Consider the following 19,787-nt stretch of genomic DNA (forward strand, 5'->3'; position numbering starts at 1 on the left):
CAACTAAAACATTTGCCTCCTGCTTCTCCTGTCTCTGAAGTATATTTTATAATTATTGACATCCTTAATTTAGATGGTTTTAAGGATATGTTAATTGTTGAGTGCAATCATGAAATTAGCACCCGATTGGATTGGACGGGTGCACAACATGGTGTAATTTTGCAAAATGATTAAAAAGATGGTTTTGTGGAGGTTAGGAAACAGAATTTTGATATTGCCGGTCTGGCAAAAGATCTTAGAAATAAAATTATAGCTGGAAGCGACAACTGCAACATAGCCATTAATAATGATTCTACAATTAATTTGACAAAAAACAACCAGCATATAAAAATGATAATATCAGGATTAAAAAGAATTGCAGGTCTTATACTTTTACTTGCAATTACGATATCGTGTAATTCAGAAAAAGAAAGTTTTAAGGAAATTAAGAATGCCCATCCTACCCTCTTTACGCTGCTGCCTTCTTCACATACCGGTATAGACTTCCTTAACAAAGTTGAAAACCAAAAAAACTTCAACATTTTTAAGTATAGAAATTTCTACAATGGTGGCGGAGTGGCCATAGGAGATATAAACAATGATGGATTGACCGATATTTATATGACAGGAAATATGGTCTCCAACAAACTTTACCTCAATAAGGGTGGATTAAAATTTGAAGACATCTCTGAAAAAGCAGGCGTAAAAGGATCTAAGCCCTGGTCTACAGGAGTTGTTATGGTTGATATTAACCAGGATGGATTACTTGATATTTATGTAAGTAACGCGGGTAATATGAAGGGAAATAACCATGATAATGACCTCTATATAAACAACGGTGACCTGACTTTTACAGAAAAAGCAGCTGAATATAACCTGGCCAAAACCGGCTTTTCTACCCAGGCATCTTTTTTTGATTACGATAAAGATGGCGATCTGGACGCATATATCCTTAACAATAGCAACATCCCTGTAAGTAGTTTGGGATATGCAGAACAAAGAGATATTAGGGCTCAGGATTGGGAGGGCATCCCGGATATTTTTAAGGGTGTCGGCGACATGCTTTTGCGGAATGATAATGGAAAATTTGTGGATGTTAGTGAAGATGCCGGGATCTATGGCAGCCTGATTGGATTTGGACTAGGGGTTATGATTACTGACATCAATAAAGACCTCTATCCGGATATCTATATATCTAACGACTTTTACGAACGGGACTATCTTTACATCAACAACCAGGATGGCACCTTTAAAGAAGATATAAAGAACTGGACTTCCCATCTCTCCTTATCTGCAATGGGAATTGATATTTCAGATATTAATAACGACGGTAATGCAGATATTTTTATTACAGATATGCTTCCGGAACCCGATCAAAGGGTAAAATCGATTATGGAATTTGAAGGTTACAATGTTTATAAATTAAAACAAAGCAAGGACTTTTACCAACAATACATTCAAAACACTTTACAGCTAAATAACGGAAATGGATCGTTTTCAGAAATAGCCTATTTCAGCGGAGTTGAAGCAACAGATTGGAGCTGGGCAGGACTTCTTTTTGATATGGATAATGACGGGCTCAGAGATATTTATATTACAAACGGTATTAATCACGATCTTACGGATCTTGACTTTATCGATTTTTTTGCCAATGAAATCATTCAGAATATGGTGCTTACAGGCAAGAAAGAGTCTATAGATTCCATTATCAATAAAATGCCCGTAAGACCTCAGCCAAATTACGCGTATAGAAACAATGGAGATCTTACATTTTCAAATGCCAACAAAGATTGGGGGTTTGAAATACCCAGTTTATCAAATGGTGCTGCCTATGGAGACCTAGATAATGACGGGGATCTGGATATTGTAGTTAATAATGTTAATATGGAGTCCTTTGTTTATGAAAATAATGCTACTTCACTCACGGAAAACAACTATATAAAACTTGGGTTCGAAGGTCAAAAAGAAAATAAATTTGCCGTTGGAACTACAGTGATGCTTTACAATGACAAAAATGTTATCCTCCAGGAATTAGTGCCTTCCCGGGGTTTTCAATCTTCCATGGATCACGTAATGACCATAGGATTAGGTAAATATAAAACCATTGATTCTATTAGAATTATTTGGCCGGATGATAAAACAGTAAAGTTAGAAAAGGTTGCTGTTAATCAATTCCTCACCTTTAAACATTCTGACGCCAGAGAGGTTTACATTCCTTTAATTAAAGAGAAGAAGCCTTCGTTATTAAAAGAAATTCAAAACAATCAACTTATTGCCCATAAAGAGAATGTTTATAATGATTTTGATTACGAGGGACTTATTTATATGCAACTCTCTCAGGAAGGACCGGCATTGGCTGTAGGTGATATCGATGGTGATGGCAACGAGGATGTCTTTATTGGAGGGGCTAAAAACCAATCCGGGATTGTCTACAAACATAGTGGAAACGGGACGTTAAGCGTTACAAATCAAAACTCGCTGGAAAAAGATTCCGAATATGAAGATACTGCAGCAGCTTTTTTTGATGCTGACGGAGATTTAGATTTAGATCTAATTGTAGGTTCAGGCGGCAATCAGGTTGGGGAAGAAAAAAACTATGTGGCCCGTCTATATTTAAACAACGGCAATGGGTCTTTTGTAAAGTCAGCGGAAAGACTTCCTTCGACCTTCACGAATATTTCAACCATAGCGCCTTCAGACTATGACAATGACGGTGATACAGATCTTTTTATAGGTTCCAGAAGTATAGTAGGTACTTATGGAATTGATCCTAAACATTTGTTATTGGAGAATAAGGGTGATGGTACTTTTGAAAATGTAACGGAAAGAAATGCCTATGACCTTAAAGATGCCGGAATGATTACAGACGCAATTTGGGCAGATATAGATGGGGATTCAAAAAAAGACCTGATAACTGTTTCGGATTGGGGGACGCCAAAAATCTTTAAAAATTCGGGCAGACAATTGTCTTTCCAAAATTCGGCCCTTGATAGTCTGCCCGGATGGTGGAATGTTGTGGAAGCGGTGGATTTAGATAAAGACGGAGATAACGATCTGATCTTAGGCAACCAGGGAAGTAACCTGCACTATAAGCCCGGTATAGATAGTCCAATGAAAATGTGGATTAATGATTTTGATGACAATGGTACAATTGAACAAATAGTAACCCAGAATATTGATGGCAAGGATTATCCTCACCATCAGAAAAAGGACTTAACCACTCAAATGGTTGCATTAAAAAAGCAAAACCTAAAGGCCTCAGAATATTCCACAAAGACCATTGAGGAATTATTTCCTGCAGAAATTTTTGGGAACTCAATCATGAAAAAAGCGGCCATCTCAGAATCCATAATTGCCGTTAATGAAGGCGATGGTAATTTTTCTGTTATAAAGCTACCTTCCAGAAGTCAATTGTCGTGTATTTGCGGTATTAGCTGTGCCGATGTGAATAGTGATGGGAATTTAGACTTAATCCTGGGAGGTAACAATTTTGAATTTAAACCTCAGTATTCAAGATTGGATGCTAATTATGGTAATGTTCTGCTTGGTGATGGAGCTTTAGGCTTTGAATGGCAGGACTATGATACCAGTGGTTTTTTTATAAGAGACGAGATTAAACAATTGAAGCAGTTTAAAGATAAAACAGGAAAGACCTATTTGATAGTTGCTATCAATGAGAATAAACCTAAGATATTTGCGATCGATGAATAAATACCTCCTGGGAATTATTGTGGTCTCTTTATCATTAAGCTGTGGCCCGAAAGAAGGGGAACTTTTTAAAAATCCACCTCCCAAAGAAACGGCTATAACTTTTGAAAACACATTAACAGAAACGGATGATCTCAATATATTAGATTATCTGTATTTCTATAATGGAGGTGGTGTTGCTGTAGGAGATATTAACAACGACGGCCTTGTTGACATATATTTCTCCGGAAATATGGTTAAGAACAAACTATATCTGAACAAAGGAGGGCTCAAATTTGAAGATATTACAGAACTTGCCCATGTAGAGGGTAATAGCAGTTGGAATACGGGAACTATAATGGGTGATGTTAATGGTGACGGGCTATTGGATATCTATGTATGCGCAATGGTTGGAATTAACGGTTTTAAAGGTTACAATGAACTTTTTATTAATCAGGGAGATAAAACTTTTGTGGAAAGTGCTGAGGCATATGGTCTGGATTTTGACTCCTACAGTTCTTCAGCCGCTTTTTTAGACTATGATCTTGATGGCGATCTGGATATCTACATTTTAAACCAGGCTGTACATACACCAGAATCTTTTGGTAAGGCAGACCTTCGTTATAAAAGAAATTACCAGACCGGAGACAAGTTGCTTCGAAACGAGAATGGAAAATTCCTTGATGTTAGTGAAGAGGCTGGCATCTATGGAGGTGTTAATGGATATGGATTAAGCATAGCTATATCGGATTTTAATCAGGATGGTTACCCCGATATATACATTGGAAATGATTTTCATGAAGATGATTACTATTACTTAAACAATGGAGACGGAACGTTCACCGAAAACATAAAGAAGTATTTCGGGCATACTACCAGATTTTCTATGGGGAGTGATGTTGCAGACATTAACCATGATGGATGGCCTGATATTCTTTCCTTAGATATGCTGCCTGAAGATGAAACCGTTCTTAAATCTTCGGAAGGTGATGACAATATTCAAACCCAGAAGTTAAGAACAAAAAGATATGGTTACCACTACCAGTTCACCAGGAACATGCTGCAATTAAATCGCCCTGGAAGTAGCTTCGCAGAAATAGCATTATATAGTGGTATTGCTGCCACAGACTGGAGTTGGAGCGGTCTATTTGGAGATTATGACCAGGATGGTGAACAAGACTTATTTATAGCCAACGGTATCCCAAAACGTCCTAATGATCTTGATTTTATAAACTTTGTCTCCAGTGATCAGATCAAAACTAAGATTAATAATACGAAACTGGTAGACCAACAGGCCCTTAATATGATGCCTTCGGGGAATGTCCATAATTATGTATTCAGAGGATCATCAGACCTCTTATTCGAAGATAAATCAGGGTCATGGATTATTAACGACACACTTATTTCCGGGGCTACTGCGGTAGCAGACTTAGATAATGACGGCGATCTGGATCTTGTTACCAATAATATAAATAGCCCTGCCAGTATATATATCAATAAAACCAATGGGAAAAACAATTACCTCAAAATTAAATTAAAATATTCGCCTCCCAACCCATTTGGAATTGGAACCAAAGTGTTCTCATATCACAATGGTGTTTTGCAGTATAAGGAATTATATCCCGTAAGGGGTTTTCAATCATCTTCGGAACCTATAATCCATTTTGGATACGGTAAAACCGCAAAGATAGATTCTCTAAAAATAGTCTGGCCTGATGGGCAATTTCAGAATGTAAAAAACGTAAATACAAATCAAACAATAATCATTTCACCTGAAAACACCATGCCTTTTGATTATGGATCGCTTCAGCCTTCGAAGCTCAGAATCTTCAGAGAGGTAGAAGATAATCTCGGAATCAACTTTACACATAAGGAAGATAATTATGTAGATTTTAACCGACAAAAACTTATCCCATATCAAATATCCGATAGGGGCCCCGCAACAGCAATTGGTGACATTAACAATGATGGTAAAGCCGATATTTTCTTTGGAGGCTCCAAATTTATACCTTCCAGGATCTTTTTTCAGACAGACTCTTTGTATGTAGAAAAAGGCATCCCTGAAATTCAAAGAGATAGCATAAAAGAAGATGTTACAGCTGTTATTGCCGATTTTACAGGTAATGGAAAAACTGATCTGATCCTGGGTTCCGGCGGAGCAGATTTCTACAATAAAATGGTCCCTTTACTGGACAGTTATTATGTTCAGAAAGATACCGTTTTTGAACAAGCCTTGCTACCTGAATATTTTGAGAATGCTTCAGTGATTAAAGCAAATGACTTTGATAGTGATGGGGATCTTGACATTTTTGTTGGCAACCAGGCCATATCCAATGACTTTGGTAAAATGCCAAATTCCTTTTTGCTAAAAAACAACAATGGCCAATTCACCATTGTAAAAAATAAGGATCTGCAAAATGCGGGGATGATTACCGATGCTATATGGGAAGATTTTGACGGGGATGGAATCCAGGATCTGATTGTAGTAGGTGAATGGATGTCACCCAAATTCTTTGCCAATATCAATGGTGTTCTTGTTGAAAAGAAAAATTTAGACAGGGAAATAAATGGCCTGTGGCAAAGTGTAACGGCTTTTGATATTGATAAGGATGGTGACAAAGATTATCTATTAGGAAATTGGGGAGTAAATAATAAATTCAGAGCATCCGAAGACTTGCCCTTAAAGATGTTTTATTCAGATTTTGATGGAAATGGCAGTACGGAAACTATTGTCGCTATTCCTAAAAACGGAAAATACTTTCCACTTGAAGGATTAGATGGTATTGCAGGACAATTAGTGGAGTTGCGCAAAAAATTTACTAATTATAGCGATTTTGCCGGCAAAACCATTGAGCAGATATTGGATAAAAAAACATTGGATAACTCAATTGTTTTAGAAGTATCTGAATTGAGATCAGGATATCTGGAGAATAATAATGGCAAATTTACTTTTGTGGCATTTGAGAATGAATTACAATTGGCACCCATAATGGATTTTCTTGCCTACGATTTTGATCAGGATGGTTCTGAAGAAGTTATAGCAGCAGGGAATTATTTTGGGGTTAAACCCTATCATGGACGTTTTGGTTCTTTTCCCGGTGCTATGATAAAAAGCAAAAATGACGTAATTTTGGGGCATAAAATGGGACTGGATCTTTCTCAGAAATCAACACGTCATCTTGATATAATTAAATTAAACAACCAACCTTATTTACTGGTAACCTTCAATAACGAGAAAGCCCGCGTTTATGAATTAATAAAACAAAACTCAAAATGAAGAAGACATTAGGAATGTTGCTGGCAATAATAACTCTTGCGTCCTGCAATAAGAACGAAGAACCCATTGTTGTTACACCAAATGAACTGCATATGGCTATAAACAAGGTTACAGAGATTATGATACATGATATTTTTTCTCCCCCTGTTGCCAGTAGGATCTATGCCTATCCAAATATAGCCGCATATGAAATAATAGCGCTAAATGATGAACATTACCTCTCATTGGAAGGTCAGGCGCACGAACTCACTGCGATTCCCAAACCAGACACATCAAAACCGGTAAATTATTCATTATCTGCTTTAATAGCACATATGGATGTAAGCAGCAGAGTAATATTTTCTGAGGATAAACTGGCTACGTTCAGGGATAGTCTATATACTGTCTGGGAATCTCAAAACGCACGAGAATTTAATGCCTCCAAAGAGTACGGACTGCAGGTTGCCGAGCATATTGCAGAATGGATGAATGGAGACAATTATAATCAAACACGGACAATGCCCAAGTTTACCGTAGATACTGATGACCCTTCGAGATGGCAACCCACCCCTCCGGCATATATGGATGGAATAGAGCCTCATTGGAACAAAATACGCCCTTTTGTTATAGATTCTGCAAACCAATTTATTCCCACTCCTCCCCCACCTTTTTCTATGGAAGAAGATTCAGAATTTTACAAAGAAGTAAAAGAAGTATATGACATTAGCATGGAAATCACTGAAAAGGGAGACACCTCCGAGGAAATTGCCATAGCACAGTTCTGGGATTGTAATCCATATGTTTCCGTGACACGTGGTCATTTGATGTTCGCAACAAAGAAAATTTCCCCGGGTGCCCACTGGATTGGTATAGTTAAAATTGCTGCCAAAAATACAAATAGTGATTTTAACAAAACAGTATACGCCTATACCAAAACATCCATGGCCATAGCCGATGCTTTTATTAGTTGTTGGGATGAAAAGTACAGAAGTAATCTTATCCGGCCTGAAACCCTGATCAACGAACATATTGACGAAAACTGGAAGCCGGTATTGCAAACCCCCCCATTTCCTGAGTACACCAGTGGGCATAGTGTAGTTTCCGGAGCAGCTGCAACGGCACTTACTGATATATTTGGTGACAATTTTACCTTTGATGATGATACTGAAGTGCCTTTTGGATTGCCTGCCAGAAGTTTTAATTCATTTAATGAAGCCGCAGATGAGGCGGCTATTAGCAGAATGTACGGCGGAATTCATTATAGAAAAGCCGTTGCGATTGGCGTAAAACAAGGAAGGGATTTAGGCAAGTTCATTTTGGAAAACCTTACAATGACCAGGAATCCCAATTTAGTTTCCAATTAGTTATATGAAAAAGATCATTTTAGTTTTAGTGACACTGCTACTTGTGGGTCTTGTATGGTATTTGTTTATAAAGCCCTATGATTACCTCGTAACTTTCAAAGCCAGGACGTTTCCAGGGACTATTAACCAATCTATTAAAATTTGGAGCTCTACTCTGAAAGATGCACAATTAGTGAAACAGGAAGGTCTAACTCACCTGGAACAAAATATAAAATTCAACGATTCTACTTATTTATATAAATGGGACATTATTCCGCTAACAGACTCTACTTCAAAGGTAAAAGTTTATGTAAAGGATCTTGATCATAGTTTTGGAAACAAAATTGCGATCCCTTTTTTTAATACCGATTTTGAAAAACGAACCATAAGTACAGTTAAGGATTTTAATGAAAACCTAAATACACACATTGATAAGTTCAGGGTTAAGATTATTGGCCCGGGAGAATTAACTTCTACTTATTGTGCTTGTGTTAAAGTAAAGACCACTCAATTAGTAAAAGCAAAGGGAATGATGAAATACTATCCCTTACTAAATAACATCTTTGCCAGTAACGGAATTGAATTAAGTGGAAGGCGATTTTTAGAAGTTACCAAATGGGACAGGGAAACAGACAGCATACAGTTTGATTTCTGTTATCCGATTATTAAAACGGACTCATTGCCCCAACATCCGGACATGAAGTACAAGGAATTCAATTCAAGGAAAGCACTTATGGCAATTTATAATGGTAATTATATAACTTCGGACAGGGCTTGGTATGCTCTTTTGGATTATGCCGATAAAAATGATATTCAAGTTACAGGTCTGCCAGTAGAAGTTTTCCATAGCAACCCTAATATGGGAGGTGATGGACTTAATTGGAAAGCGGAAATCTATATGCCCTTAAAAAACAACAATGAGTAGGTATTTATACATTTTATTCACAAGCCTATTATTCAGTTGTTCCAACTATGGTCAGCTTACTTACATTACTAAACTCCCTAAAAAAATGGACGAAAATTCGGGAATGGTAGTAGGCCGGGATTCCACTGTTTGGATGATTAACGACAGTGGAGGTGCAGATAAAATATATCAAATAAATTTTAAGGGAAAGTACGTCAAACAACTCGAAGTCAAAAATGCCAAAAACAAGGATTGGGAAGAACTGGCCCGTGATATTGATGGTAATGTTTATATAGCTGATACAGGAAATAATGCTAATAAAAGAAAAGACCTGGTTATATATAAAATACCCAATCCGGATAAGGAAAAAGGAGACAAGATTGAAGCAGAACGCATAGAATTCAACTTTCCTGAACAAAAAAAATTTCCCCCTAAAAAGAAAAATTTACACTTTGACACAGAGGCCATTTTCTACGCAAAAGACAGCCTTTATCTTATCACAAAAAACAGGTCCCATCCTTTTAGTGGTGAGGCCATGATATACAGAATTCCCGCGAAAAAGGGGAAATATAAGGCCACTTACCTTGGAGAATTTATTCCCTGTACAGATTTTTCCACCTGTAAAATAACAGCGGCAGACATTTCCCCTGACGGTAAAACCATCGCCCTGTTAGGCTATGGCAAATTATGGCTTTTCACTAATTTTGATCTTTCAAATTTCTTTAAAGGAGAGCTAAAAACAATTGATCTTGGTATTAGAACACAACTGGAATCTATTTCTTTCCTCAATAATAATACCCTGTTGCTTTCCGATGAAGAACTGCATAAATCCGGAAGGAATCTTTATTCTTTTAGCTTTTAAATATCAAAACTAATTTTTGACTATAAATCATTGGTTTATTTGCGTTTTTATAAGTACCTTATTCTACTGTAAACACTAAAAAAGGCCTAACAATGAAAACCTCACAATCACTTAAAATTTCAATCTTTACCTTTATACTTACCCTGATTATATCTTCAACTACATATGCTCAAGTTGGTTGGAATCCTGAATTAGAGAAAGAATGCACTGAGGCCATTGCTGAAATGAAAAAGGAAGCACCTAAACTTAAAACCTATTTTGCCGAGGCTTATGGCTATGCAATATTTCCAAAAATAACCAAAGCAGGCCTTGGAATAGGCGGTGCCGGAGGCAAAGGATTAGTGTACCGTGGAAATACCGCAACCGGTGAGTCTAAATTAGGACAGGCCTCTATTGGTCTACAAGCAGGTGGTCAGCAATTTAGCGAATTGATCTTTTTTGAAGATAAAGCTGCCTATGACCGTTTTACAGGCGGAAAATTTAAATTTGGCGCTCAGGCATCCGCAGTAGCTATTACGGAAGGTGGAGCGGCAGTTGCTCCCTACCAGGATGGCGTAGCTATTTTTACCCACGTAAAAGGTGGGCTAATGTATGAGGCATCCGTAGGCGGACAGAAATTTACTTTTGAACCTCATTAATACTGTTAAATCTTCATTGTGATTTAATGCTATCTTGGTTATTGACAATGCAAATAATGTAACTATAAGACATTCGTCAATATAAATTATTAGCAATCGGACCTGTCTATATTTACATTTCAGAAAATGAGCTGTCCTTAGAATAGTTATGCTTAGTTAATTAACATAGCTGATTTTTGGGATATCTATAATTCTGAGAATTGGAAATCCCAAAGAAAGTACAAACGCCTATTATTGAATGATTTGGCATTAACGACGGAAATACCATCGTCCGTTATAGCACTGCAAAATAAATTAAATGAGATATGGAATAGTTCAATGAAGGCTCAATATCAACCCAATAAAAACTGAATGCTTAGAGCCAAGGCGGGGTTATAGGTGATAGAAAATCTTTACTTCTTTCAGTTAACTGGATATTTTTACTTTAGGAAATAAAACAAGATCAGTTACTTTGCGTTATCCATTTATTCAATCCTTTTATATGTTTATTTTTGTAATTGGCAAGTTTAAATTTATCCCCATAAATACGACTGGTAAAAATTATACGAGTATCTAACAAAATATATACTGATCATTATACACCTATTCAAAAATCATCTAAAACCAATTTTCTATGACTCAAATTAAAATAGTTTTATGTATTACTTGTCTTCTTATGTTCTCTAATATAAAGGCTCAGGAGCTTAGTAAGGAAGAAAGAAAAGTTGAAATTTTTTCCTCAGAAGAAAAGGATAATCTTCAACTCTGGTTCCAGGATGAAGCTAAAAGAATGGATCTCAACGAGGAGGAAATGAGCCAATACAGTAGTATTATTGTTTACTATGTAGCCAAGATCGCAAGGTTAGATGATAAGGATAAAGATTATTCGCCGGAGAGATTTAAAAAGGAATTAAACAGTTTGTTGGCCAAACAGGATGAGGAGTTAAAAGAATTACTCACTCCGGAACAATTTGAAATACATAAGGAAATTTATGGAGAATTTCTAAGGTCGGCCTATAGAAGATGGGGGATAAAAAATGATTAACAAGTACCGGGTAAAAATAAAGAAGTAAAATCATATTTAAGCTTACCAGTGACCTATGGTGAATAAAAAACCATTAACTCTTAAACGTATTTTATTATGCTGCGTTATGCTCTATCTGCAGCAAGGCTATACGCAGGATGTAGAACCCCGCAGGTGGTCGTCCATTCCTTTGGGTGTAAATGTTATAGCCGCAGGATATGCCTATACTTCCGGCGATGTCTTTTTTGATCCCGTCTTAGGAGCTGAAGATGTAATTTATACAGGTAATGGGTTTGTTGCCGGTTATATACGTCCCTTTAGATTGGGTAATAAATTGGCACGGGTAGACGTATTACTTCCTTTTTCTTTTTCCCGTTGGGAAGGTCTTTTGGATGGTGTCCCCGAGAGTGCTAACAGAACTGGTTTCGCAGATCCGAGAGTGAGATTATCCTTAAATTTAACAGGACCCCCACCCACAGGGCCTAAAGAATTACAAGAATACCTGACTGCCAACCCGGTTTTCACAACCTTTGGTGTTTCTCTGTCTGTATCCCTGCCTTTTGGTCAATACTCTGATGATCAATTATTAAATCTGGGGGGTAACCGTTTCGTTATAAGACCGCAGATAGGAATGGTTCATTATTGGGGTCCCTGGTCATATGAACTTACAAGCTCCCTGGTACTCTTTTCCAAGAATAATGATTTTTTTAATGATGGTGAATTAAAACAAAGGGCACTTTTTGCCCTTCAGACCCATCTTATAAGGCAATTTGAGAAACGCTTTTGGGCTTCACTAAGTGCGGGGTACAACCAAGGAGCGTCTTCTGTAGTTAACCAGCAATTCAATGATGACCAAAGAGCTAACGTTGTTGGTGCGGCTTCCGTTGGAGCTAGTTTTGCAGGCAATCAAGGTCTTAAATTAGCATATGTTTATTCCAAAACCCTGAAAGATGTTGGTGCCACCACTAATACCGTGCTTTTAGCATGGTCTATTGTTTTTAAATAAGACAAGGGCTGTTAATCTAGGTTAAAGATAAATCCCCACTTAAACCATCCATAATAAAAGTAGAGGATACTGCAATACCTCCTCATGCACCTTGGGGACCTCCACCTACACAAATTCCACCTCAGGAAACAGCTAACATAAGGTCGCCCTGAATTGTAATTCCGATTACATTCCTTAATCCAACTATGATATGGATTTAAAAATTAATTTACTACATGCTCTAGGTATGTTTACTATAATTTAAGTAAATTGAAATTATTACTTCAAAACACCTGACTTATATTAAAAGCAATGCAAAAATTCAAAGTATTTTCCAAACTATTCGTATTGCTATTCCTGGCTTTTAATGCTACACTGGTATTTTCTCAAAATACAGTTCCCTCAGACACTGTAGACTCCATTTTAACGCCCTTTCGAAAAGGACGTTGGTTAACTTCTTTGTCGGGAAGCATTAGCAGCACAAGTAATGAATTAAAATCAACCAAAAACAAAACAATCTCAAATGAATTTGGAATAAACCTGTCCACCGGGAAATTCTTTAAAGAAAGATGGCTATTTGGAGTAACTTTTCAGGCAGCCAGACAGGAAGCTAGAGGAGATTTTAAAATTGTTGGAGAAACTTTATATATAGGACCGCAAATTGCCAGGTATTTTTCTAAAACTAAAGATGGGTCATTATTTTTGAATGTTTCCCCGGGCTTTGTCCTTTATCGCAGTCTTGCCAGCATAAATGAAATTCCTGATTTCGGTGAAGAATCGGACGGAAATGGATTTGGTACTTTGGTTAGTTTGGGTTATTCCCATGTTATCCGTGATTTAATATCCTTAAATATTGGTTTTAATCTTCAATATGGCTGGATTGGCATAGATACTGTTGACATAAATGGTATGATTGGCTCAGACAATATTACTATAAGTAACCTTTCATTTACTTTCGGATTTGGTGTAATTCTCGACGATTTCTTTTTTTGATGAAAAAATATATTTTATATACAATAGTTTTTACTTTCTTCATGTCTTCCGCTGTATTTGCTCAGGCTAAAAATGAAGATGGTTTTATTCAGTCAGATACCATAAGACAAGGTAAAAATGTTCAGTTGGTCGCACTACCCATTATTTTTTATACTCCGGAAACAAAATTTGGATTTGGCGGGGGTGGCCAGCTATTTCTTCTTAATCAAACCAATGAATACAATCAACGTTTGTCCAATATTTTTTTTAGTGCGATCTACACCTCGGAGGGTCAGTTTATTTTCGAGGCTACTCCTCAAATCTATCTGGGGAGTGGAAATTATTTTATTGATATGTTTTATACCTTTAGGATTTTCCCAAACTCATTTTGGGGAATTGGAGCTACAACTCCAGAGGATAATAAGGAATCCTATAACCAAACCACTAATAAATTTGATATTACACTTTTAAAAAGACTACCTCCGAATCTTAATTTTGGACTGTCCTTGAATTTTGCTAACTATAAGATTACAGAGGTCCTCGAAGGGGGTATTTTAGATTCCGGCGCTGTTCCCGGTAGCGACGGAGCAACAATAAGCGGAATGGGTGCCGTGTTTAATTTGGATTCCAGAGATGATATTGGTGCACCCCAGGCTGGTAATTATCTTAGTTTAGCAGCGCGATTTTCAAGTGAGCTCTTTGGGGCGACACATGCCTTTAATAAATTTATTTTAGATTTAAGAACGTATCAAAGAATAGCAAAAAAAAGTATTTTGGCTTTTCGTCTGTACGTAGAAAACAACTATGGTGACGTGCCATTTCAGGGTATGGCAAGCTATGGGGGTAGCAAATATGCAAGGGGGTACTTTAACGGAAGGTTCATAGACAAGCATATGTATATTTTGCAGGCAGAATACAGATGGCGATTTAAAGAGCGATGGACTTTAGCCGGTTTTGGGTTGTTTGGCAGTGTAAATGATGAAGCGGGTGACCTATTCAGTTTTAATAACTTAAAACCAAGTTTTGGAGGGGGAATAAGATTTAAACTGATTAAGGATAAGAGCACCTGGCTCAGGCTCGACTATGGAAAAGGGATAGATGGCCAAAGTGGTATTTACTTTGGTGTTAATGAAGCATTTTAAATTGATCTGAGAGGTAAACGTTCTCCCGCTTCTCATTCCAACCTGTCACTGTGCCTGATATATTTTTCTACAACAACCGCAGTAACAATAACGAGATAAAACTGCCCTAGCAATCCTATTATCACTGAAGCATTTCGAGCGAGTTGTGTTAAAGGCAAAATATCCCCATACCCTATAGTTAAAAGTGTGATGAAACTGAAATAAATTAAATCATCCCTGTTCCCTTCAGAATTCAACTCCTGGCTTATCAAACCGGAAAAAGAATCCGGTTCTATAATCTCTACCGCCATACAAATAAAAAAACCAACTAAACCTAAACAAATATAACCGCTCATCAGGCCCAAAATTACCCCTCTGTTTACTCTTTTACTTCTCCATACCTGAGTGATAATTACATATGTTACAATGCTATAAAACGAGAATAATATAGCAAAATTCGTATAGGTCAATAGAATTTCATCTATAGCCAATATAGAAGATAGTACATAGAGGACAATGGCCACAAAAAGAACGACTACAAAAAGATTTTTAATCCTGTTTTTTTTTGAAATCAACAGAATTCCCGCAAGTATATTGATGATAAAAAATAAAGGAATAACATATGTAACGAACAATTTGGATGGTATAAAAAGAGTTCCAAATAATACAAATAATAGGCTTATCAGAAATAGTGTGAATCTATATGGGTATAAATGATAAAACTTTTTCATTAATCCAGTAATTCTTCATTAAAAGTATATTCTTTATAGTTTACGCGGTAAAGGATACTATAAAATGACGGGATAAACAACAGGGTAATCACCGTTCCAAATAAAAGTCCAACCATTATGCTTACCGCCATCCCTTCCCACATTTCTCCACCACTTAGGTAAAGCGGAATCAATCCCAGCACAGTGGTGAACGTAGCCAGTAAGATAGGTCTGAACCGCTGCAGGCAAGCCGAAATTACGGCATCCTGGGTAGAGCGCTTTAGGACATTTTGTTCCACTTCAATCCGGTCTATTAGCACAATGGCATTGTTGATCACTATCCCGGCCAAAGAGATAACTCCTAAAAAAGGCATAAATCCAAATGGCTCCTGAAACACCAGTAAGCCAACAACTACCCCGATGATCCCAAGCGGGATGGTTAAAGTTACCATGGCCATTTTTCTAAAGGAATTGAATTGTATGATGAGCAATAACAAAATAATAAATCCGGATAAGGGTAGGTATTTAAATACTGCACCCATATTCTCAGCCGTATTTTTGGCATCTCCTGCAAACTGGTAGCTATAACCTTCCGGCCAGTTTTCCATCTGTTGATTAAGCCAGGGAGTAATTTCAGCAGTAATGGCAGAGGCATTACCATCTTCGCGTAATTCACTCGAAACCATAATGGTACGGTCTAAATTAAATCGCAGTATTTTGGCATACTGCCATTGGGGTATAATACTGGCAACCTGCAATAATGGTACACTTTTTCCAGATCCCTGTGAATATATATTCAGCGTCTCCAGTGATTCCAGGGATTGCTGCTGGCTGGCATCACTCCGCATTAGAATGGGAATGGACTTATCGTCTTCCCGGTACTCCCCGGTCTGAAAACCATCCAGTACAGTCTGCAAGGATGTAGCAATGTCCTGGCTGCTTATCCCGGCAACCTGTGCTCTGTTTTGATCAATATCGATTACAAACTTTTTACTTTGAGGACCCCAGTCATCCTTTACATTTTTGGTGCCGGTTATTGATGATAATTTGAGTTTTATTTGCTCAGAGATCGTCGAAAGTTCATCCGGGTTTTCGCCAGATACCTGTATCTCAATAGGTGTCCCGCCGCCACCGCCCTCTAATGAGGATACTTTAATATCGGCATTGGGAAAGTGATTAAAACAAAACTTATCTAATTTCCTGATCATTTCCAAATTATAAATGGCGTCAGAAATATTCACCAGCATATGGGCATAACTTGAATTAGGTTCGTCTGGCGAGTACCCCTGGTCATACGATTCGGGACCTTCCCCAATATAGGAAGACCAGTCTACTATTCCATTTGGCCTGTTGGCATTTACTTGTAATGAATCCTTAATATAATTTTCAATGTCGAGCACCAGTTCAGAAGTCCGTTCAATTTTAGTACCCTGGGGAAGGTTTATGTCTACTGTGATCAGGTTCCGGTCACTATCAGGGAAAAAGATGAAAGGTATTTTTGTAAAGCCAAAAAGTGAAACAAAGAAAGCTATGAATATTCCCAAAATTACACGATACTTTCTAGCTAAAGCCCAAAGTATGATATTCTTATAATACGCTTTTAATTTTTGGATGGTCCTATCTACCAAACCCGGCTTCTTTTGACCTTTAGGTTCTATTTTTAAAAACAAGTAGCAGAAAAGGGTAATTACAGATAAGGCCATGATCCAGGAGGAAAGTAAAGCAAGGGTAATTACTACGAATATTGGACCTACAATATCGCCCATAGTAGATTCCGCTAAATAAAACGCCAAAAACGCTGCTGAGGTAGTTAAAGTTGAAATAAGAAGTGGAGTAAACAATTCAGAACAAGCTTCTACCGCCGCTTTTTTACCTGAAATACCAGCTTCCATTTTAACCATAATGGTCTCGGCCACTACAATGGCATTATCTACCATCATCCCCAAAGCCATTATCAAAGCCGCCAGAGTTACCTGGTTTAGGCCCATATTAATAACACCCATCAGCATCAAGGTCATGATCACTACTATGGGAATTAAACTAGCAATAACCATCCCGGACCTGAATCCTAAAAAAATCAACATAACCGCTAAGACGATAACAATAGCCTGGATTAAATTGACTATAAAATCATTGATTTTTACATCAATATAGGTGTCCATACTGGCCAGCCTGTCAAGCTCCAGGCCCATCGGCAGCTTTGCTTGCCACTCGTGTACTACCCTGTTTACATCTTCACCTAGTTTTATGATATTGGCACCTTCTTTTAGGTTAACATGGAGCGAGATCGCATCTTTCCCATTAACCCTTACTCTTTGGGTAGGAGGATCGATATATCCCTTTACTATTGTGGTAATATCGCCCAAGTACACTTGTTGGCTGCCATCTCCAACGGGTATAAGCATTTCCTGAATATCTTCGATTGAATTAAAATTACCGGTCGGTTCCAGAATGATGCGTTCATTTTCCACATTAATCTGGCCGCCGGAACTCAAAATATTAGTAGCATTAATACTGTTTTGCAACATACTGGCAGAGATTCCGTATTCTTTCAGCTGTGCATTTTCGAATTCGACAAATACCCGCTCATCCTGTTCGCCTCCCAACTCCACTTTTGCAGCATCTTCCAGTTTAATAAGATCGTCCTTTATGTCATCTGCATATTCCTTCATCTTGGCATAGGAAAAGCCATCCGATATCAGGCCTACAGCAATACCGTATACATCACCAATGCCATCATCATCCAGATTAGGAACTACATTTTCAGGCAAGCCTTCAATATCATCCAATTTTCTTCTCAACCTGTCCCATACCGCCTGAAGTTTTCCAGGTACTACCTCATCCTTTAAGGTTACTGTAACTACAGATAGTCCCGATCTTGAAGTACTTTCCACTTCCTTTAGTTCCGGAATTTCCTGTACTTTTTTCTCCACCTTATCGGTAACCAGCAGCTCTACCCTTTCCGGGCTGGCTCCGGGAAAATTGCTCACTATAGTAGCCACTCTTACCGTATAAGGCGGCATACTATCCCTGGGAAGGGAAGTGTACAGTACAAGACCCATGAGAATAATGGTTCCCAATACAGTAAACGTGATCCTGTTTTTTTCTATTGAAAATTGAGTGAGATTCATAGGTTGGTTAGTTTGTTGTATTGGTAGTCTCGAATCATTTATTCTATAACCAAAATTAGATCATCTTTTAAATATAAATTCTTTCTTATGCTGAACAACCTATTGCAAACGAACTTCCTGCCCATGCAATAAGGTTTGTAAACCCGCTGTTGCGATCTTATCTCCTAAAGAAAGGCCATCCATTATGGCAAATCCCTCTGATGAAAGAGCCCCTACTTTAATATACTGCTTATGGACAGTGGTTTTATCGGCTTCTTCCTTTATAAGAAAAACAAATCTTCCATTCCCGTCTTCACCAACCGATATAGGGGGTACTACCAACTGCTTTGGTTGGTTTTTGTCTGCCTCGAATTGGAAGGTTATATTAGCTGCCATTCCTGACCTGATCTCAGTAGAAGGAATCTTAACAACTATACGCACCGGATAGGTCGCTGTGTTGATATCCACAGAGGGTGAAACTTCCGTCACTACGCCAGAAAACCTGGCATCCGTTAAAACCGGAAATTCTATTATAACCTCCATTCCCTGATTTACCCGATTAATAATACTCTCCGGCAGGCCCAGCGATATTTCCATCTCGGTACCCGCATTTAAGACCGCAATATTCTGACCCGGACTAACATTTTCTTCAATTTCGGCATTTACCGCCGCGATTATTCCGTCTTCCGGGGCGTATAAAAAACCGAATTTAATCTGTTCTGCTTCTATACCAACCTTGCGTTTGGCCGATTCAAAACTGGCCTGGGCGGTTTTATAAGCATTTTTGGCACTTTCGTATTCGCTCAAGGATAAACTTCCTTTCTCATAAAGCACTTTTGTACGTTGGAGACTGAGTTTGGCCGTATTCATTTCTGATGCAGCACTGTTTTGTGCAGAAATAGCCGATTCATAGTTCAGCCTTGCCTGCACATTGTCTAACTTAGCAAGGAGGTCTCCTTTTTTAACCAATTGCCCAATTTTTAGATTAAATAATGTAATAATACCACTGCTCCGAAAACTCAGGTTAATTACCCTTTCTGTTTTCGCCGTTCCACTAAAAGTACGCTGGTCATCGCCTCCCAAATACCCCACTTCCTGATAAATTACGGGGCGGACAGGAGCCGGCTCCACTACTTTTTCTTTGCAGGAACTCAATGAAAGTAATGTTACTGTCAATATTATTAAACCTTTACGTTTCATAAATGTATTATTGTTTA

13 protein-coding genes are annotated in these 19,787 nt (G+C 37.8%); 10 read left to right on the forward strand and 3 right to left on the reverse strand.

The window, feature by feature from the left end; translation table 11 throughout:
• The first annotated feature begins 330 nt into the window (after positions 1 to 330).
• The 10 genes from Q0X66_RS11400 to Q0X66_RS11445 all read left to right on the forward strand — a co-directional run bounded on the left by Q0X66_RS11400 (position 331) and on the right by Q0X66_RS11445 (position 14,771).
• Positions 331 to 3,690, forward strand: coding sequence for an FG-GAP-like repeat-containing protein (locus tag Q0X66_RS11400; RefSeq protein ID WP_297706489.1), 3,360 nt, complete (start codon positions 331 to 333; stop codon positions 3,688 to 3,690).
• Positions 3,683 to 6,943, forward strand: coding sequence for a VCBS repeat-containing protein (locus Q0X66_RS11405; protein WP_297706442.1), 3,261 nt, complete (start codon positions 3,683 to 3,685; stop codon positions 6,941 to 6,943). The genes Q0X66_RS11400 and Q0X66_RS11405 overlap by 8 nt, the downstream gene beginning before the upstream one ends.
• Positions 6,940 to 8,286 (forward strand): vanadium-dependent haloperoxidase, encoded by a 1,347-nt coding sequence (locus Q0X66_RS11410; RefSeq protein ID WP_297706444.1) that lies wholly within the window; start codon positions 6,940 to 6,942, stop codon positions 8,284 to 8,286. The genes Q0X66_RS11405 and Q0X66_RS11410 overlap by 4 nt, the downstream gene beginning before the upstream one ends.
• 4 nt (positions 8,287 to 8,290) lie before the next feature.
• Positions 8,291 to 9,190 carry an AraC family transcriptional regulator gene (locus Q0X66_RS11415; protein WP_297706446.1) on the forward strand — a complete coding sequence of 300 codons (900 nt, stop codon included), beginning with the start codon at positions 8,291 to 8,293 and terminating at the stop codon, positions 9,188 to 9,190.
• Positions 9,183 to 10,031, forward strand: coding sequence for a hypothetical protein (locus tag Q0X66_RS11420; RefSeq protein WP_297706448.1), 849 nt, complete (start codon positions 9,183 to 9,185; stop codon positions 10,029 to 10,031). Before Q0X66_RS11415 ends, Q0X66_RS11420 begins: the two co-directional genes overlap by 8 nt.
• 92 nt (positions 10,032 to 10,123) lie before the next feature.
• Positions 10,124 to 10,669 (forward strand): YSC84-related protein, encoded by a 546-nt coding sequence (locus Q0X66_RS11425; RefSeq protein ID WP_297706450.1) that lies wholly within the window; start codon positions 10,124 to 10,126, stop codon positions 10,667 to 10,669.
• Between the two features lie 613 nt (positions 10,670 to 11,282).
• Positions 11,283 to 11,693: a hypothetical protein gene (locus Q0X66_RS11430; RefSeq protein ID WP_297706452.1), complete on the forward strand. Its 411-nt coding sequence runs from the start codon at positions 11,283 to 11,285 to the stop codon at positions 11,691 to 11,693.
• Between the two features lie 55 nt (positions 11,694 to 11,748).
• A complete protein-coding gene (locus tag Q0X66_RS11435) occupies positions 11,749 to 12,678 on the forward strand; it encodes a transporter (protein WP_297706454.1) in 930 nt (309 codons plus the stop codon).
• 291 nt (positions 12,679 to 12,969) lie between these two features.
• A complete protein-coding gene (locus tag Q0X66_RS11440) occupies positions 12,970 to 13,650 on the forward strand; it encodes a hypothetical protein (protein WP_297706456.1) in 681 nt (226 codons plus the stop codon).
• Positions 13,650 to 14,771 (forward strand): BamA/TamA family outer membrane protein, encoded by a 1,122-nt coding sequence (locus Q0X66_RS11445; protein ID WP_297706457.1) that lies wholly within the window; start codon positions 13,650 to 13,652, stop codon positions 14,769 to 14,771. Before Q0X66_RS11440 ends, Q0X66_RS11445 begins: the two co-directional genes overlap by 1 nt.
• Positions 14,772 to 14,803: 32 nt before the next feature.
• Here the strand turns inward: Q0X66_RS11445 and Q0X66_RS11450 are convergent, their stop codons facing one another.
• The 3 genes from Q0X66_RS11450 to Q0X66_RS11460 form a co-directional block, all read right to left on the reverse strand.
• On the reverse strand, positions 14,804 to 15,481 hold the full coding sequence (locus Q0X66_RS11450) for a potassium channel family protein (RefSeq protein WP_297706459.1): 678 nt from the start codon (positions 15,479 to 15,481) through the stop codon (positions 14,804 to 14,806).
• Positions 15,481 to 18,591, reverse strand: coding sequence for an efflux RND transporter permease subunit (locus Q0X66_RS11455; RefSeq protein WP_297706461.1), 3,111 nt, complete (start codon positions 18,589 to 18,591; stop codon positions 15,481 to 15,483). The genes Q0X66_RS11450 and Q0X66_RS11455 overlap by 1 nt, the downstream gene beginning before the upstream one ends.
• Positions 18,592 to 18,690: 99 nt before the next feature.
• Complete coding sequence (locus Q0X66_RS11460; RefSeq protein WP_297706463.1) at positions 18,691 to 19,770, reverse strand: efflux RND transporter periplasmic adaptor subunit; 1,080 nt, start codon at positions 19,768 to 19,770, stop codon at positions 18,691 to 18,693.
• Positions 19,771 to 19,787 lie beyond the last annotated feature (17 nt).

The organism is uncultured Eudoraea sp. (genome assembly GCF_947260015.1).
Taxonomy (GTDB): domain Bacteria; phylum Bacteroidota; class Bacteroidia; order Flavobacteriales; family Flavobacteriaceae; genus Eudoraea.

Bases quoted from the DNA above. Each gene is read 5' to 3' on its own strand.
- Q0X66_RS11400 (WP_297706489.1), top strand. From the start codon at position 331: ATGATAATATCAGGATTAAAAAGAATTGCAGGTCTTATACTTTTACTT.
- Q0X66_RS11405 (WP_297706442.1), top strand. From the start codon at position 3,683: ATGAATAAATACCTCCTGGGAATTATTGTGGTCTCTTTATCATTAAGC.
- Q0X66_RS11410 (WP_297706444.1), top strand. From the start codon at position 6,940: ATGAAGAAGACATTAGGAATGTTGCTGGCAATAATAACTCTTGCGTCC.
- Q0X66_RS11415 (WP_297706446.1), top strand. From the start codon at position 8,291: ATGAAAAAGATCATTTTAGTTTTAGTGACACTGCTACTTGTGGGTCTT.
- Q0X66_RS11420 (WP_297706448.1), top strand. From the start codon at position 9,183: ATGAGTAGGTATTTATACATTTTATTCACAAGCCTATTATTCAGTTGT.
- Q0X66_RS11425 (WP_297706450.1), top strand. From the start codon at position 10,124: ATGAAAACCTCACAATCACTTAAAATTTCAATCTTTACCTTTATACTT.
- Q0X66_RS11430 (WP_297706452.1), top strand. From the start codon at position 11,283: ATGACTCAAATTAAAATAGTTTTATGTATTACTTGTCTTCTTATGTTC.
- Q0X66_RS11435 (WP_297706454.1), top strand. From the start codon at position 11,749: ATGGTGAATAAAAAACCATTAACTCTTAAACGTATTTTATTATGCTGC.
- Q0X66_RS11440 (WP_297706456.1), top strand. From the start codon at position 12,970: ATGCAAAAATTCAAAGTATTTTCCAAACTATTCGTATTGCTATTCCTG.
- Q0X66_RS11445 (WP_297706457.1), top strand. From the start codon at position 13,650: ATGAAAAAATATATTTTATATACAATAGTTTTTACTTTCTTCATGTCT.
- Q0X66_RS11450 (WP_297706459.1), bottom strand. From the start codon at position 15,481: ATGAAAAAGTTTTATCATTTATACCCATATAGATTCACACTATTTCTG.
- Q0X66_RS11455 (WP_297706461.1), bottom strand. From the start codon at position 18,591: ATGAATCTCACTCAATTTTCAATAGAAAAAAACAGGATCACGTTTACT.
- Q0X66_RS11460 (WP_297706463.1), bottom strand. From the start codon at position 19,770: ATGAAACGTAAAGGTTTAATAATATTGACAGTAACATTACTTTCATTG.